The sequence below is a fragment of the Fictibacillus halophilus genome (assembly GCF_042680145.1).
GTDB classification, from domain to species: domain Bacteria; phylum Bacillota; class Bacilli; order Bacillales; family Fictibacillaceae; genus Fictibacillus; species Fictibacillus halophilus_A.
This window is the reverse complement of the sequence record NZ_JBHTNQ010000001.1, coordinates 797,424-811,662: the sequence shown is the minus strand read 5'-3', so window position 1 is coordinate 811,662 and position 14,239 is coordinate 797,424. Positions and strand designations below refer to the sequence as shown.

Sequence of the window (14,239 nt, the reverse complement as noted above, 5' to 3'; positions counted from 1 at the left end):
TACTATAGATTAATATGCTTTTGCCCAGTAGACAAGATGCTTTCCTTCTTGTTCACAGCATACACATTTGTCTGACAGCTTTTCCTGTTCAAATGGCATACATCTGGATGTTGCACCTGTTTCATCCTTTATGAAGTTCTCACATGCTTCATCCCCGCACCACATTGCTTTTATGAAACCACCATTGTTTGTAAGACTTTCTTTGAATTCATCGAAAGTAACTGCAACAGACGTTTTTTCTTCGCGGTGCTTTTTGGCTTTTTCAAATAAGCTATGTTGAATGTCGGTTAAGATTTCTTGGATTTGCGATTCTACGTTTTCTATTGATACAATTTGTTTCTCTCCTGTATCACGGCGGACAAGTACGACTTGCTGCTGTTCTATGTCTCGCGGTCCAACTTCAAGACGGAGCGGAATTCCCTTCATCTCATACTCATTGAACTTCCAGCCTGGTTTTTTATCGCTCGCATCAATTCCTGTACGGATTGTGGCTGAAAGCTTTTCTTTTAGGTCGTATGCAAAATCAAGTACGCCTTCCTTATGCTGAGCGATTGGCACAATCATCAGCTGTGTTGGCGCGATCTTTGGTGGAACAACCAGTCCCCTGTCATCACCATGGACCATAATCATTGCTCCAATTATACGTGTTGTGAAGCCCCAAGAGGTTTGCTGCACAGTCTGCAGCTTGCCTTCTCTGTTTGTGAACTCGATGCCAAACGCTTTTGCGAATCCGTCTCCCAGATGGTGGGAAGTTCCGGATTGCAAAGCTTTCCCGTCATGCATCAGACTTTCAATCGTGTACGTATATTTAGCTCCGGCGAACTTTTCTTTTTCCGTTTTTTGTCCCTTAATGACCGGTACTGCTAGATACTCTTCACAAAGTTCAGCGTAAACATTAAGCATGCGAACTGTTTCCTCATGGGCATCCTCATCTGTTTCATGGCAAGTATGCCCTTCCTGCCAAAGAAATTCCAATGTGCGAAGGAAAGGACGCGTCGTTTTTTCCCATCTTACTACGTTCGACCACTGGTTATACAGCTTAGGCAGATCACGGTAAGAATGGATGATGCTTTTAAAATGCTCAGCAAAAAGAACTTCAGAGGTTGGCCGGACACAAAGTCGTTCTGTCAGCTTCTCTTCGCCCCCATGTGTCACCCATGCAACTTCAGGTGCAAAACCTTCAATGTGATCTTTTTCTTTTTGCAGCAGACTCTCAGGGATAAAGAGCGGCATGTAGACATTCTCATGTCCTGTTTCTTTTATGCGTTTATCCAGCTGTTTCTGAATGTTTTCCCAGATCGCATAGCCGTAAGGTCTAAGAATCATAGACCCGCGGACACTGGAATAATCAATCAGTTCAGCTTTTGTTACTACATCTGTATACCATTGTGCAAAATCATCATTCATACTTGTTACGTCTTTTACAAAATCCTTTGCCATTAGATGCACCCCGCTTTTTAGTAAATAAAAAAAGCTATGCTTATTATTAGGGACCATTTGCATGGCGGTACCACCCTAATTCAAAGCATAGCTTTACACTCTTTCATGATAACGGTCTTGAACCGCTGATATCTTCCACTAGAATCGGAATCAGAACTCAGAGGCAGGTTCGATTGGCTGTCAGCAGGAACCTTTCAGCAGATGGCTCCCTCTCTGGAAAAGACAGGATCAATGTACTAATCCTCATCGATGTTTCTGGTTGTTTTTGAAAATTATAGTTGATACTGCCATGAACTGTCAATTAAAGTTTTAAATCTATTTCTGAGATTACTCTTTAAAGCTTTAAAGTGAGATGGGGGACAGACCCGGGTCTGTCCCCCCTTCTGTCTTCTTCATAAAATGGGTCTTTTTTTAATACATTAGATACAGAGTAAAAGGAGGCGTTGTGTTTATGTACATTCATGTGGTTCAAAGGGGTGATTCTCTTTGGCAGATCTCTCAGCGCTACGGTGTTCCAATAGCTTCTATCGTTAAAGTTAACGGTATTGAGAATCAAAATGTTCTAGTAGTGGGTCAGGCTCTTGTTATAACGAACGATTTTCCTACTTATACGATTCAGTCGGGAGATACACTCTATGAGATTGCAAGCCGTTTCGGAACAACTGTTGAAAGTTTAATAGGCTGGAACAACATACCTCTTGCTTCCGTTATTTATGCGGGGCAAGTAATAGATATACCCGTACATGTCGTGAAACAGGGTGAGTCCCTTTATGCGATCGCGAATCGCTACGGCACTTCAGTGGCAGATATACAAAGGGAGAATAATATTGCAAATCCTGCTCTGATTTATACAGGAACTCGGCTTTCCATCCCTTATAAAAGACCTGTAAAAGAAGTGAATGCTTATATAACAAATATGGGGGCTGCCGCTCAAACCGAGGTTCGAAATGTCGGTTCTTATCTTACGTATATTACACCTTTTAGCTATTCTATAACCGAGACAGGAGGATTAACTTCGCTTCAGGATGAAGGAGTTCTTGCAGCCGCGAGAATCAACAGGGCTGCTCCGCTTATGGGGATTGCTAATATTGAAAATGGAGCATTTAATTCAGATTTGATTAAAACGATATTGGACAGTGATTCCTTACAGGAAACCGTTCTGAACAATATTCTTAGCACGATGCAAACAAAAGGATTCCGCGGTGTAAACTTTGATTTTGAATACGTATATCCAGAGAATAAAGAGGACTACAATAATTTCTTAAGAAAGGCTGTCGCCAAGTTTAAGCCCTTAGGTTATTCTGTTTCTTCTGCCGTTGCTCCAAAGTACAAGGAAGAACAGCCTGGTCTCTTGTATGAAGCCCACGATTACAAAGCACATGGAGAGATTGTTGATTTTGTTGTGGTCATGACCTATGAATGGGGCTGGGCAGGCGGGCGGGCGATGGCTATCGCTCCTTTGGATGAAGTTAAAAAAGTGCTTGATTATGCCGTTACGGTAATTCCACGGGATAAAATAATGATGGGCGTTCCCACATATGGACGGAATTGGACGCTGCCTTTCGTACAAGGCACTTTCGCACGTACATTAAGTCCAGTTGCAGCGGTAAATCTGGCAGCCCAAGAGAATGTATCCATTGAATTTGATGAGGGTGATCAATCACCTTGGTTCAAGTATTTCGATGCACAAGGGAAAGAACATGAAGTCTGGTTTGAGGATGCCAGGAGCGTTCAGGCAAAATACCGAACTGCCATTGATTACGGTCTCCGCGGAGTAAGCTTCTGGGTATTGGGTATTCCGTTCCCGCAGAATTGGCCAGTCATTCGCGACACGATGCGTGTAAGGAAGATTTAGAGGGGTTCATTATTGGTTTGTGAATGAAGAAAAGAAAGCATGAAATCCGCAACTTCGGATTTCATGCTTTCTTAATCAAAGGGGTGTGCACCCCACAAATACAAATCGGTGATTTGTATTTGTCTGGGGTCAGACCCCTACTTTTGTACTAGACCCACCACATCTCGGCTGGCTGCTCAGAGATGAGGATCGACTGCAGATTCTTCACCGCGCGAGAGAAGCCTTCCTCGATCGACATAATCGGATCTTCGTGTTCGATGCTCACAACATAGTCGTAGCCATAAGTACGAAGTGCACTCATCATATCAGACCAGTCCTGAACAGAGTGACCGCAACCTACTGAACGGAAGCTCCATGCACGGTTTTGAACAGCGCCGTATGGCTGCATGTCTGTTAAGCCGTGCATGTTGATGTTGTCTTGATCTAAGTACGTATCCTTCGCATGGAAATGATGGATCGCTCCAGCTTTTCCTAAGATTTTGATTGCAGCGACAGGATCGATTCCCTGCCACCATAAATGAGAAGGATCAAGGTTAGCACCGATCGCATCACATGTTTCTTCACGCAGTTTTAACAGCGTGTATGGCGTATGAACTAAGAAACCGCCGTGAAGCTCTAAACCGATTTTAACACCATGCTCTTTTGCGAACTGACCCCAAGTACGCCAATAAGGAATGAGCTTCTCTTCCCATTGCCACTTCAGTACGTCGCTGTACTCATTCGGCCAAGGTGATACCGGCCAGTTCGGATACTTCGCGCTCTCTGAATCCCCAGGAACACCTGAGAAACAGTTCACGACAGGTACATTCATCAACCCTGCAAGCTCTACTGTTTTTACAAAAGTATCATGTGATTCTTTCGCGAACGCCTCATCTGGAGACAGCGGATTCCCGTGGCAGCTGAATGCCGAAATCGTTAAACCGCGCTTTTCTACTTCATGCAGATATTCATTGCGCTTGTCTTCACTCGCTAATAAATCATCCAGCGGACAGTGCGCATTGCCAGGATAGTTCCCTGTTCCGATCTCAACAGCTTGAACGCCTGCCTCTTTTACATAATCAAGCATTTCCGTGAATGACTTTTGCGAAAAAAGAACTGTAAATACTCCTAGTTTCATACTTTCTCCACTCCTTTTCCGTTCTCAACAGGGACGCTTTTCCCCATTAAACTGCTTGCATAGATTGCTTCAATGACACGCGACGTGTTCATCGCTTCTTCCGCTTTTACTAATGGCTCAGCTTTCCCTAGACAGCTGTCTACAAAATTCTTAGCCTGCGGCAATCCCGGATCATCTTCTCCCAGAATCCAATCAGCCGTTGTTGTCGTCATCATACCGTTTTCTGCTTTATTGACCGAGAAAGGAAATACATCAAGTCCCCCGCGGTCACCTGAGATCCGAACCATTTCAGCATCATCTGGAATGTTTGCAGCCCATGACGTTTCAAACAGGATCGTTCCGCCGTTCGCTAAACGGATATAAGCCGTAACGTGATCATCAACTTCAAAAGTATCGGCATCAAAAGTACCCCATTGATTCACCTGCTCCGCTTCACGGCTAACCGTGTTATACGTTTGACCTGAAACTTCACTTATAGCCGGGTTATCAAGCAGCCACAAAGTTAAATCCAGCAGATGACAGCCGTAATCTATTAAACTTCCTCCGCCCTGAAGCTCTTTGTTCGTAAAAACTCCCCAGCCTGGCACCTTGCGTCTTCTGAGAGCCTGAACACGAACAACGAATGGATTTCCCACTTCACCGGCCGCAATTACACGTTTCGCTGCTTGAGATTCTTTCATATAACGATAGTGATACGCAATGGAAAGTACTTTACCAGAACGCTTTTCAGCCTCAACCATTTCGGCGCATTCCTCTACAGTCATCGCCATCGGTTTTTCACAGAGTACGTGCTTACCAGCATCTAGAGCAGCCACTGTTATTTCTCTATGAAACTTGTTTGGCGTGCAGATGACAACAGCGTCCACATGCGGCCACATCTCTTGATAGGTTGTGAAGTAGTTCGGTACGTGAAATTTTTCAGCAACTGATTTCGCAACTTCCACGTTCACATCACTTATGGCAGTAATTTCTGCTTGATCTCCAAGTTGTTGAAATGCGGGGATATGACGGCCCTGTGCGATGCCGCCAGCCCCTATTATGCCGACTCTTAATTTCATGCGTGTACTCCTGTTTTAACTTTTTCGATCGTCTTTTTCTCGTTTGATTCTAACGCTGCAAGGATTACTGCAAGTGAACGTTTGCCTTCTTCACCAGTGATGAGCGGTGCGTCACCTGATTCAACCGCTTCAATAAAATGGTCAACAACATGAGAGTTTGATTGATTTTCATTCGTCTGAATCGCACCCATCTCATAACGAACAATCGACCCATTTGTATATTGTGCTACAAGTGAATATTGCGGGTCGTCTTCTAGGCGAAGAATTCCCTTTTCCCCATAGATGATTGTAGAGTTGTCTTCTTTTGCCGTATATGACCAGCTTGCAGCGAGTGTTCCGATAATGCCGCTGTCTGTTTTTAATACACAAACCGCTGTGTCATCAACTGAAGCGAATTCCTTCGCACTTGTTTCTACAAACGCTCCGACTTCTGCGATCTCTTCCCCAAGGATATAACGAATCAAGTCAGTTTTATGAACGCCAAGGTCACCCATCGCACCGATAAAAGCTTCATCCTTCTTAAAGAACCAGCTGTTCTTCCCGTCAACACTCCACGCCTCAGGTCCTGGATGGCCGAACGCCGTACGGAAGCTGTATACTTTCCCAAGTTCACCGTTCGCAATAATCTCACGCGCTTTTTGATGTGCTGGAACGAAACGCTGATTATGTCCAATCATGAGAGTCTTCCCGCTTTTTTCAGCTGCTTCAATCATCTCTTCAGCTTCTTGTAAAGAAGTAGCCATAGGCTTTTCACATAAAACGTGCTTTCCTGCTTTTAAAGCAGCAACTGAAACCGGTGCATGCAGGTAGTTCGGTGTACAAACACTTACTGCTTCTACTTCATCAAGTGCAAGCAGCTCGTTATAGTCCGTAAAAATTTTCCCGCCGTAAATAGCTTGTGCAGCTTCAGCACGTTCTTTTACAACATCACATACAGCAACGATCTCAACATCCTGGTTTGCCGCATACTCCGGCAAGTGGCGGTGATTGGCGATGCTTCCACATCCGATAATTCCTACTTTTACTGTCATAATAACTTCCTCCTCATGATTGGTTTCTTTCTTAAAACAATTTACTCAGATTCTGCATTAACAAATTGATTGGAGCTTAATGTGCGAGACTCCTGCATGCCAGCCACATAAATATACTTCTTGCAAGGCACGCGACCAGAAACACGTTTCAATACTGTTTTGCTTGCAGACATTGGATCTTTTCTAAAAGTTTGTTGCTTATGTCATTTTTTTCTTTCACTTCATTGACAAGTTGATTGGAGCGCAAGGTGCGAGACTCCTGCGGGATCAGTGGGACAGGTGAGACTCCTAATGACACGTAGTGTCAAGGAGGCTCACCGCCCACCCCGCGGAAAGCGAGCATCCTGGAGCGGAAATCAACTCTTCCACTCTTTTAAAATTATTTTCCACCAATTGCTTCAAGCGGTTTTGCGTTTCCGTATACAGGAGCCTGGCTTCCAGTTGGAGCTAAGAAAGACACAGCATTCGTAATTACGGTTTGAACGTCTTTGTTGTAATAAGTCGGGTAAGTCTCGTGCCCTGGACGGAAGTAGAATATCTTCCCTTTTCCGCGGTTGTAAGCACATCCTGAGCGGAACACTTCCCCTCCTTCAAACCAGCTCACAAAAACAAGATCGTCAGGAGCCGGGATATCAAAGTGCTCACCATACATCTCTTCCTTTTCAAGTTCGATGTATTCACCAAGACCATTTGCTACCGGGTGGCTAGGATTCACAATCCAAATACGTTCTTTTTCGTCCGCTTCACGCCACTTTAAATCACAAGACGTGCCCATAAGCTTTTTAAAGATTTTAGAAAAATGGCCGGAATGCAGAACTAAGAGACCCATTCCATCTAAAACACGCTGCTGGACTTTGATTACAATCTCATCATCCACTTCGTCATGTGCAAGGTGCCCCCACCATACAAGAACATCTGTATTGTTTAACACTTCCTCTGTAAGACCGTGCTCTGGCTCATCAAGGGTTGCTGTCTTCACATCATGGCCTGCATCTTCTAAAAACTCAGCGATGGCACCGTGAATTCCTTTCGGGTAGATTTCCTGCACTGTCGGATTCTTCTGCTCGTGTCGGTTCTCGTTCCATACTGTAACTTTAATCATTTGTATATGCCTCCTATATATGTGTAAGCGTTTTACGTAAACGTTTACGTATTTCTCAAATAAAAATGAAGCGAATGTTGCCTCCGTTTTTTACTTGTCATGTAAATCACAGACTGACTGCCTCTCTACGATCGTAAATGGCATGTAACGGCTTTCTGCTTCTTTTTCTTCACCTTTAATCAATTTCATTAAAATCTCGCCTGCGGTTTGTCCCATATCTTTTAAAGGCTGTGAGACTGTTGTAAGCGCAGGATAACACATTTCTGCGATCTTCAGATTATCGTATCCGATGATCGACAGTTCTTCTGGTACTTTTATGCCCAGCTGATGTGCGGCAGACATAGCTCCAATGGCCATCTCGTCACTCGCAGCAAACAGAGCGGTCATATTCGGCAGCTGTTTCAGCAGCACAGGCAATGACTCTTTTCCATTTTGAAAACGGTAGCCTTCATTAGTCGTGATGTGATTTTCTGAAAAGGCTAGGGAATGCTTTTGAAGTGCTTCCTTAAAACCTCTCATTCGGGGAACTCCCGCAATCGGATCATTCTTGCTGCCACCTATCATCCCAATCTGTTTATGTCCTTTTTTCACAAGGTGCTCAGTTGCCTGAAAAGCTCCTTCAAAATCGTTTACACGCACGAAAGGCAGATCATAGTTTGATGATGCAGTTGAGACAAGTACGACTGGAACTTTCATCTCTTGAAAAATCGTATAGTACTCTTCTTTCACATCTTCAGAAGCAAAGATGATGCCGTCTACCCTTTTTTCCTGCAACAATCGCAAATACTTGACTGTCCGCTTTCCGCTGGATGTCGTATTGCAGACGATGACGCTGAATCCGCCGTCGTGAGCGGCATTCTCGACACCTTCAAGTACTTCTGATGAAAGCATCCCGGACACTTCGGGAAACAGGACACCGATCGTTTGGGTCCGCTTATTGATCAGTCCGCGGGCGATGGCGTTCGGCTGATAGCCTAAAACTTCAATAGCTTCTTGCACCTTTTTCTTCGTGTCCTCCGAATAGCCTGGCAGCCCATTAACGATCCGGGAAACCGTTGCAATTGAAACGTTTGCATACTTGGCTACATCTTTAATTGTCGGATTCAAAAAATCTACCTGCTTTCTTGTTACGTAAACGTTTACATTTACCCTTTCAATCTATCAGCGCTCTTTAAAAAAGTCAATTATATTTTCCTTAAAAAAGATTACAGTTTTTGAAAAAGGGAAAAGAATACTAATATGAAATGGAGGTCACTGCTTATGTGGTATCAGCACTCATTCTTTAAGTACGGGGCAGGTGCCGTACTCGTACTCACTATTTTATTCTTGCTAGGGAAAATCGACTATCTCATTGACTTCCTATATCTTGTTATTTCGAGCGTCTTCTTTCCAGTGTTTATCGCTGGATTGTTATATTACTTGCTCCGGCCACTCATCCGTTTTCTAATCAAAAAGAAGGTGCCCAAATTCCTTGCTATATTCCTTGTCATGCTGGGATTAATTTTAGCATTCACCGGAATTTCAGGTGTTGCTATTCCTGTAGTCGCGGATCAGTTAACAAACCTTACAGATGACTTTCCTAAAAAAATAGGTGAAGCCACTGAAAAAACAGGAAAAATGGTCACAGGTGAAAACAAATCATTTATTGACAGCACACAGGTTGCAAAACTGGCAACCGAGCGCCTCGAAAAGTTCACAAGCTCCATCTCCAAAGATGTAATAGCTCTCGTTACTACTTTAACGAATATTGCTCTCGTTCTATTGGTGGTACCGTTTATACTATTTTATTTACTGCTTGATGACAAAAAGTTTTTTAATTACTTCCTTAGACTTGTACCTCGTCACATGGAACATGACGTCGCTGCCATTCTGCGGGATATCGATTCTACGCTGTCTTCTTATATAAAAGGACAAATATTGGTTGCATTGTTTGTCGGAGTATTTATGTATGCCGGCTATATGATTATCGGCCTTAAGTTCGCACTCGTTCTTGCTCTTTTTGCTGTTTTGACGAATGTTATTCCTTTTCTTGGACCATTCATCGGGGTGTTCCCTGCTCTTTTAGTCGGGCTCATCCAAGATCCGGTGATGGCGATAAAAGTAGCTTTTGTAACACTGATTGTTCAGCAGGTGGAAGGTAACATTCTATCTCCGCAGATCATGGGAAGAAAACTTCGCATACATCCGCTTACAATCATCCTGGTCGTACTGATGTCTGGTGCCGCTTTTGGCTTTATCGGTTTGCTGCTGGCTATTCCGGCATATGCAGTTACAAAAACTATTATAAGTAATCTGTACCGGATTTATTTGTTATATAACCCACCAGAGACGAGAAGTGATTTGCTCTGAAAGGAGAGCCGATTTTGACTGTGAAACAGCCATTCGTAAAAAAAGAAACGTATAAGGATAAGATTAAGAATCATTTTGAGTCTTTCCAGCCGTGGATACATCGCTTTGCAAGAATAGGATACCTTTCAAAGGGTATCGTGTATGTTGTAATCGGAATTCTTGCATTGATTACTTCCACAGGTACACATTTGAATGAAGCAAGCTCGCAAGGTGCACTTTACACGATTGCTCAGCAGCCGTTTGGGCCTGTTTTATTGATTGTACTTGCCGTTGGTTTGAGCGCATATGCGTTCTGGCAGATAATGAAAGCGGTTTTTGATCCCGAATGCGTGAACCATAGCTGGAAGAGATGGTTCAGCAGACTGGGATATTTAATTATTGCTGGTGTTTATACGGCAATGTGCATTAGTGCTTTGCGTATTCTATTCCGTGCAAGAGGAGAATCGTCTGATAAAACGTATCAGACTTTATCTGCACAGATGCTGGCGCAGCCTTTCGGACAGTTATTGGTTGCAATCGGCGGACTTGTTTTTGGCATAATCGGAGTTGTTTTTCTGTTCAGAGCCATGTCACGAAAATTCAAAAAGAACCTTAAGAAAAACGAAATGAACAAGAAGGAATGGAAATGGAGCGGCTATATCGGTACCTTTGGAATGATAGCACGCGGAATTGTATTTATGATTATCGCCTTTTTCCTTATACGCACCGCTATTCTCGCAAATCCTGAAGAAACAAAAGGACTGGACGGTGCTCTTCTAGAGCTTTCTAACCAGCCATTTGGACCGGTTCTGCTCGCAATCGTAGCCCTAGGCTTTATCGCTTATGGCGTGTTTATGTTTGCAAGCGCCAGATATCGAAGATTGAATAACCAATAAAGAATAACCGCGGCAAGGATTTTTGTTTGATTGGATTTTGTATGGGGTCTGACCCGGGACAGACCCTCACTCCATCACTCTCGAGACCACTTCTCTAGTGTACGGTCAGTTGGCAGCATCACGGTCAACAGACCTAACAATGGCAAAAAGCTGATAAGCATCATTGTGTAAGAGATACTTGTAACATCCGCTACCTTTCCGAGCACAACTGAACCAAGTGCCCCCATTCCAAATGCAAGACCTACAATTAATCCTGAAACCATTCCAATCCTTCCAGGAACTAATTCTTGCGCATAAACCACTGTAACCGAGAAGCTTGTGTTTAAAATAAAACCGATCATGAAAAACAATGGCGCTACTGCCCATAATCCCATATGCGGCAAAAGAAGCGCTAATGGTGCTGTTCCGACCATCGACCAAAAAATCATGTTCCTCTTTCCTAAACGGTCTGCAATAGGTCCGCCGAAGAATGTACCAAGCACCCCGGACGCCATGAATACAAATAAATAAATTTGTGCCTGGCGGATGGTCAAATCGTAATCTTGAATTAGATAGAACTGATAATAGTTGCTGATTCCTGAGAAATACCAAGACCGTCCAAACACAAGAAAAACAAGAAGTGCCATCGCCATAATGACTTGATTTTTACGCTTTTTATCAATCGCTTTTTTCTCACCGGACTGTTTTTTTACGCGAGGAAAATGAGCAAGCTGTCTAGCGTACCATCCTGATACATAAAACAGGACAAAAATAGCGATCGCCGCAAACGAAGTAAACCATACTGCCCCAAACTGACCAAGCGGAACAAAAACGAGAGCAGTCATCACAGGTGCCAGTGAAGTCCCAGAGTTCCCTCCAACCTGGTAGATCGACTGGGCAAGCCCGCGCTGATTTCCTGCTGCCATATAAGCAACTCGTGAACCTTCTGGATGAAATACCGCAGATCCAAGCCCAATCCCAATAACAGAAATGATTATCATATAAAACGAATCAGCAAAAGCAATCCCTAGCATACCTATTAAACTAGCCATCATTCCAAAAGGCAGTAAATACGGTGAGGTCGTTCGATCCGTATACCAGCCTACGATTGGCTGCATTACAGATGAAGTAATGTTGAGTGTGAAAGCAATCCACCCGAGCTGTGTAAAAGAAAGCCCCATCGATTTCTCTAAGATAGGAAAAATCGCAGGGATTACAGCCTGCATCGAGTCATTTAGCAAGTGAACAAAACTAATAGCAAATAAAATTGAATAAATGGTCTTCTGCTGCGAAGACGCTAAGCTTGGCGTCTTCTCTGTTGATGTGGCCATGCTGCATTCCTTCTTTCTTTATCTACTCAAAAACTTCCAGACTATGTATCTTTTCAATAGATTACCACAACAAACAAGTCCATTACTAAAATAGCGATTTTCGACACGTGAAATCGAGCAAACCGCCTAGAGAGAAAATGAATATTGGATGCGGGAAATAAATTGTTAGGGGTCAGACCCCATTTCCCATTTCCCGAAAAGAAAAGCCAGCCCGAATCGGACTGGCTTCTCTTATATAATATTTGCTTACTACATGCTTAAAATATGCTTAGATCTTCTCGATCACTTTGTCGATGATTCCATATTTTACTGCTTCCTCTGCAGACATAAAGTAGTCGCGGTCTGTGTCTTTTTCTACTTTTTCAATCGGCTGTCCAGAGCGGTCTGAGATGATTTTATTCAAGAGCTCGCGTGTCTGCAGGATTCGTTTTGCGTGAATGGCCATGTCAGATGCCTGCCCTTGTGTTCCTCCGAGCGGCTGGTGGATCATGACTTCAGCGTTCGGAAGCGCATAACGCTTGCCTTTTGCGCCTGCCACTAATAGAACGGCACCCATCGATGCTGCCATGCCGATACAGATCGTGGATACATCTGGTTTGATAAATTGGATCGTGTCATAGATCGCAAGGCCTGCGGTTACTGAGCCCCCAGGTGAATTGATGTAGATTGAGATATCTTTATCAGGATCTTCAGCTGCGAGGAAAAGAAGCTGTGCGACGATTGAATTCGCCACATTATCATCAATAGCACTTCCAAGCATAATAATACGGTCTTTTAGCAGTCTTGAATAAATATCATACGAACGCTCACCGCGGTTCGTGGATTCAACAACCATTGGAATTAAGTTCATCTGTTTTTCCTCCTAATTATGCCGCGATTGCCATCGGGCTTGTGCTTGTTGTATTTGGAACATTTATTTTCCCGAATCCTGATGTAATAAAAATAATCTTCGCCGGCTGCTGCTGACGGTCAGCACCCTCAACCTGCACTTCTTTTTTCATCGGGATCACGTTTGTTTCTTCCGTAACATGATCTTTTTTTATTGGTGTAACCGTACTCTTCTGTTCCTCTTTCACGTTGTGCCGCCTCCTTCGGGTTTTGGGTACATCGCCATTGAAACATGAAATGTTTTGGATTTTCCTTGTTTTGGATCATGGTGTTTTTTAATCAGTTCTGAAAGCATGTTTGAGTAATCTTGTAAAAAAGCTTGCCGTTCTTCTACGCCTAAAAGTAAGAGCTCCATCTCCATGACTGCACTCGGAATTTCCTCATTCTCAGCCTCTTCCATAAGGGATACGGCGTCTCGTTTTATTTTCTCCGTTAAAGATAATACATGAGCTAGTGCAGTCTGATCCTTCAGTTTTCGGATGATTTCTTGTGACAGACCGAGTGAATCAGATAACAGAAAAGTCTTTCCTGCACTTCTATAAAGAACTTCTACAAGGTTTCTAACATTCCTTGTGCCTGCCCGCATAACAAGACCGACTTTTTCCAGTGTCTTTAGATGATAATTCACCTTTTGAGCGGAATCATTCATCACTTTTGATAGTTCTGTCGCAGATCTCGGCTCCTTCAATAAGCTTATGATCTCTGACCTGACAGGATGCAGAAGTGCTGCAGCCTGTTCTGGCTCTGTGACGATAAACGTTTCTGGTACGGTTTGATTCCTCTTCACTCACAGCACCTCACTTTTTGGAATTTGACCTTAAGTAAAAATAATACTTTACGTAAAAATAGTTTATTACGATAGGCTTCATTATGTCAAAGATTTACTCAAAATATACGCCTGCCTATAAACATAAAAAACAGACTGCCTATCAATAACAGTCTGCATTCTGATCATTTTATAAAAGAGGTATGACGCCAAGGATAAGGAAAATCCCGGCCATCCCGACGTTAAACCAAAATTCTGTTTTTTGTTTAAATATTCTTCGTTCTACTGCACGGAATATAAAGATAGCCATTAAGATCGAGAATAATACAGATGGGCTCTCCCAATACTTTCCGTTATAGATGGCGAGCAGCAGCCCCAAGAACATAAGCAGCATTTCGGCATAAACCCACTGTTTCGGTCGTTTTTTCATCTGATAAAAGACCCCCTT

General features: G+C 43.3%; 14 protein-coding genes and 1 other annotated feature. Of the genes, 3 read left to right on the top strand and 11 right to left on the bottom strand.

Features of this window, described 5'->3' with window-relative positions; translation table 11 throughout:
- Positions 1-9 precede the first annotated feature (9 nt).
- The gene (gene proS / locus ACFQ4X_RS04320) at positions 10-1,440 is read right to left on the bottom strand and encodes a proline--tRNA ligase (RefSeq protein ID WP_379833324.1); all 1,431 of its coding nucleotides are present in this window, start codon (positions 1,438-1,440) and stop codon (positions 10-12) included.
- A gap of 45 nt (positions 1,441-1,485) precedes the next feature.
- Positions 1,486-1,699 (bottom strand) — a binding site (T-box leader).
- A gap of 192 nt (positions 1,700-1,891) precedes the next feature.
- Between proS and ACFQ4X_RS04315 the strand changes: the two genes are divergently transcribed.
- Entirely contained in the window at positions 1,892-3,295 is a 1,404-nt protein-coding gene (locus ACFQ4X_RS04315; RefSeq protein WP_379833323.1) for a LysM peptidoglycan-binding domain-containing protein, read from the top strand.
- 148 nt (positions 3,296-3,443) lie between these two features.
- On the opposite strand, the gene ACFQ4X_RS04310 is transcribed toward ACFQ4X_RS04315, so the two are convergent.
- The 5 genes from ACFQ4X_RS04310 to ACFQ4X_RS04290 form a co-directional block, all read right to left on the bottom strand.
- On the bottom strand, positions 3,444-4,412 hold the full coding sequence (locus ACFQ4X_RS04310) for a sugar phosphate isomerase/epimerase family protein (protein WP_379833322.1): 969 nt from the start codon (positions 4,410-4,412) through the stop codon (positions 3,444-3,446).
- A complete protein-coding gene (locus ACFQ4X_RS04305) occupies positions 4,409-5,470 on the bottom strand; it encodes a Gfo/Idh/MocA family protein (RefSeq protein WP_379833321.1) in 1,062 nt (353 codons plus the stop codon). The genes ACFQ4X_RS04310 and ACFQ4X_RS04305 overlap by 4 nt, the downstream gene beginning before the upstream one ends.
- Positions 5,467-6,504: a Gfo/Idh/MocA family protein gene (locus ACFQ4X_RS04300; protein WP_379837036.1), complete on the bottom strand. Its 1,038-nt coding sequence runs from the start codon at positions 6,502-6,504 to the stop codon at positions 5,467-5,469. The genes ACFQ4X_RS04305 and ACFQ4X_RS04300 overlap by 4 nt, the downstream gene beginning before the upstream one ends.
- A 376-nt stretch (positions 6,505-6,880) precedes the next feature.
- The gene (locus ACFQ4X_RS04295; protein ID WP_379833320.1) at positions 6,881-7,603 is read right to left on the bottom strand and encodes a ThuA domain-containing protein; all 723 of its coding nucleotides are present in this window, start codon (positions 7,601-7,603) and stop codon (positions 6,881-6,883) included.
- A 90-nt stretch (positions 7,604-7,693) separates the two neighbouring features.
- On the bottom strand, positions 7,694-8,710 hold the full coding sequence (locus ACFQ4X_RS04290) for a LacI family DNA-binding transcriptional regulator (RefSeq protein WP_379833319.1): 1,017 nt from the start codon (positions 8,708-8,710) through the stop codon (positions 7,694-7,696).
- A gap of 153 nt (positions 8,711-8,863) precedes the next feature.
- Here ACFQ4X_RS04290 and ACFQ4X_RS04285 point away from each other — a divergent pair, with 153 nt between their 5' ends.
- Together ACFQ4X_RS04285 and ACFQ4X_RS04280 are read left to right on the top strand one after the other, a co-directional pair.
- On the top strand, positions 8,864-9,952 hold the full coding sequence (locus tag ACFQ4X_RS04285) for an AI-2E family transporter (protein WP_379833318.1): 1,089 nt from the start codon (positions 8,864-8,866) through the stop codon (positions 9,950-9,952).
- Between the two features lie 20 nt (positions 9,953-9,972).
- Complete coding sequence (locus ACFQ4X_RS04280) at positions 9,973-10,827, top strand: DUF1206 domain-containing protein (RefSeq protein WP_379837034.1); 855 nt, start codon at positions 9,973-9,975, stop codon at positions 10,825-10,827.
- Between the two features lie 74 nt (positions 10,828-10,901).
- On the opposite strand, the gene ACFQ4X_RS04275 is transcribed toward ACFQ4X_RS04280, so the two are convergent.
- The 5 genes from ACFQ4X_RS04275 to ACFQ4X_RS04255 form a co-directional block, all read right to left on the bottom strand.
- Positions 10,902-12,137: an MFS transporter gene (locus ACFQ4X_RS04275; protein WP_379833317.1), complete on the bottom strand. Its 1,236-nt coding sequence runs from the start codon at positions 12,135-12,137 to the stop codon at positions 10,902-10,904.
- A gap of 268 nt (positions 12,138-12,405) precedes the next feature.
- On the bottom strand, positions 12,406-12,987 hold the full coding sequence (clpP, locus tag ACFQ4X_RS04270; RefSeq protein ID WP_066288379.1) for an ATP-dependent Clp endopeptidase proteolytic subunit ClpP: 582 nt from the start codon (positions 12,985-12,987) through the stop codon (positions 12,406-12,408).
- A 16-nt stretch (positions 12,988-13,003) separates the two neighbouring features.
- Positions 13,004-13,213, bottom strand: a complete 210-nt coding sequence (locus ACFQ4X_RS04265; RefSeq protein WP_379833316.1) for a hypothetical protein — start codon at positions 13,211-13,213, stop codon at positions 13,004-13,006.
- Positions 13,210-13,812, bottom strand: a complete 603-nt coding sequence (locus ACFQ4X_RS04260; RefSeq protein ID WP_379833315.1) for a helix-turn-helix domain-containing protein — start codon at positions 13,810-13,812, stop codon at positions 13,210-13,212. Before ACFQ4X_RS04260 ends, ACFQ4X_RS04265 begins: the two co-directional genes overlap by 4 nt.
- A gap of 169 nt (positions 13,813-13,981) precedes the next feature.
- On the bottom strand, positions 13,982-14,221 hold the full coding sequence (locus ACFQ4X_RS04255; protein ID WP_066288374.1) for a hypothetical protein: 240 nt from the start codon (positions 14,219-14,221) through the stop codon (positions 13,982-13,984).
- Positions 14,222-14,239 lie beyond the last annotated feature (18 nt).

Bases quoted from the DNA above. Each gene is read 5' to 3' on its own strand.
- proS (WP_379833324.1), bottom strand. From the start codon at position 1,440: ATGGCAAAGGATTTTGTAAAAGACGTAACAAGTATGAATGATGATTTT.
- ACFQ4X_RS04315 (WP_379833323.1), top strand. From the start codon at position 1,892: ATGTACATTCATGTGGTTCAAAGGGGTGATTCTCTTTGGCAGATCTCT.
- ACFQ4X_RS04310 (WP_379833322.1), bottom strand. From the start codon at position 4,412: ATGAAACTAGGAGTATTTACAGTTCTTTTTTCGCAAAAGTCATTCACG.
- ACFQ4X_RS04305 (WP_379833321.1), bottom strand. From the start codon at position 5,470: ATGAAATTAAGAGTCGGCATAATAGGGGCTGGCGGCATCGCACAGGGC.
- ACFQ4X_RS04295 (WP_379833320.1), bottom strand. From the start codon at position 7,603: ATGATTAAAGTTACAGTATGGAACGAGAACCGACACGAGCAGAAGAAT.
- ACFQ4X_RS04285 (WP_379833318.1), top strand. From the start codon at position 8,864: ATGTGGTATCAGCACTCATTCTTTAAGTACGGGGCAGGTGCCGTACTC.
- ACFQ4X_RS04275 (WP_379833317.1), bottom strand. From the start codon at position 12,137: ATGGCCACATCAACAGAGAAGACGCCAAGCTTAGCGTCTTCGCAGCAG.
- clpP (WP_066288379.1), bottom strand. From the start codon at position 12,987: ATGAACTTAATTCCAATGGTTGTTGAATCCACGAACCGCGGTGAGCGT.
- ACFQ4X_RS04255 (WP_066288374.1), bottom strand. From the start codon at position 14,221: ATGAAAAAACGACCGAAACAGTGGGTTTATGCCGAAATGCTGCTTATG.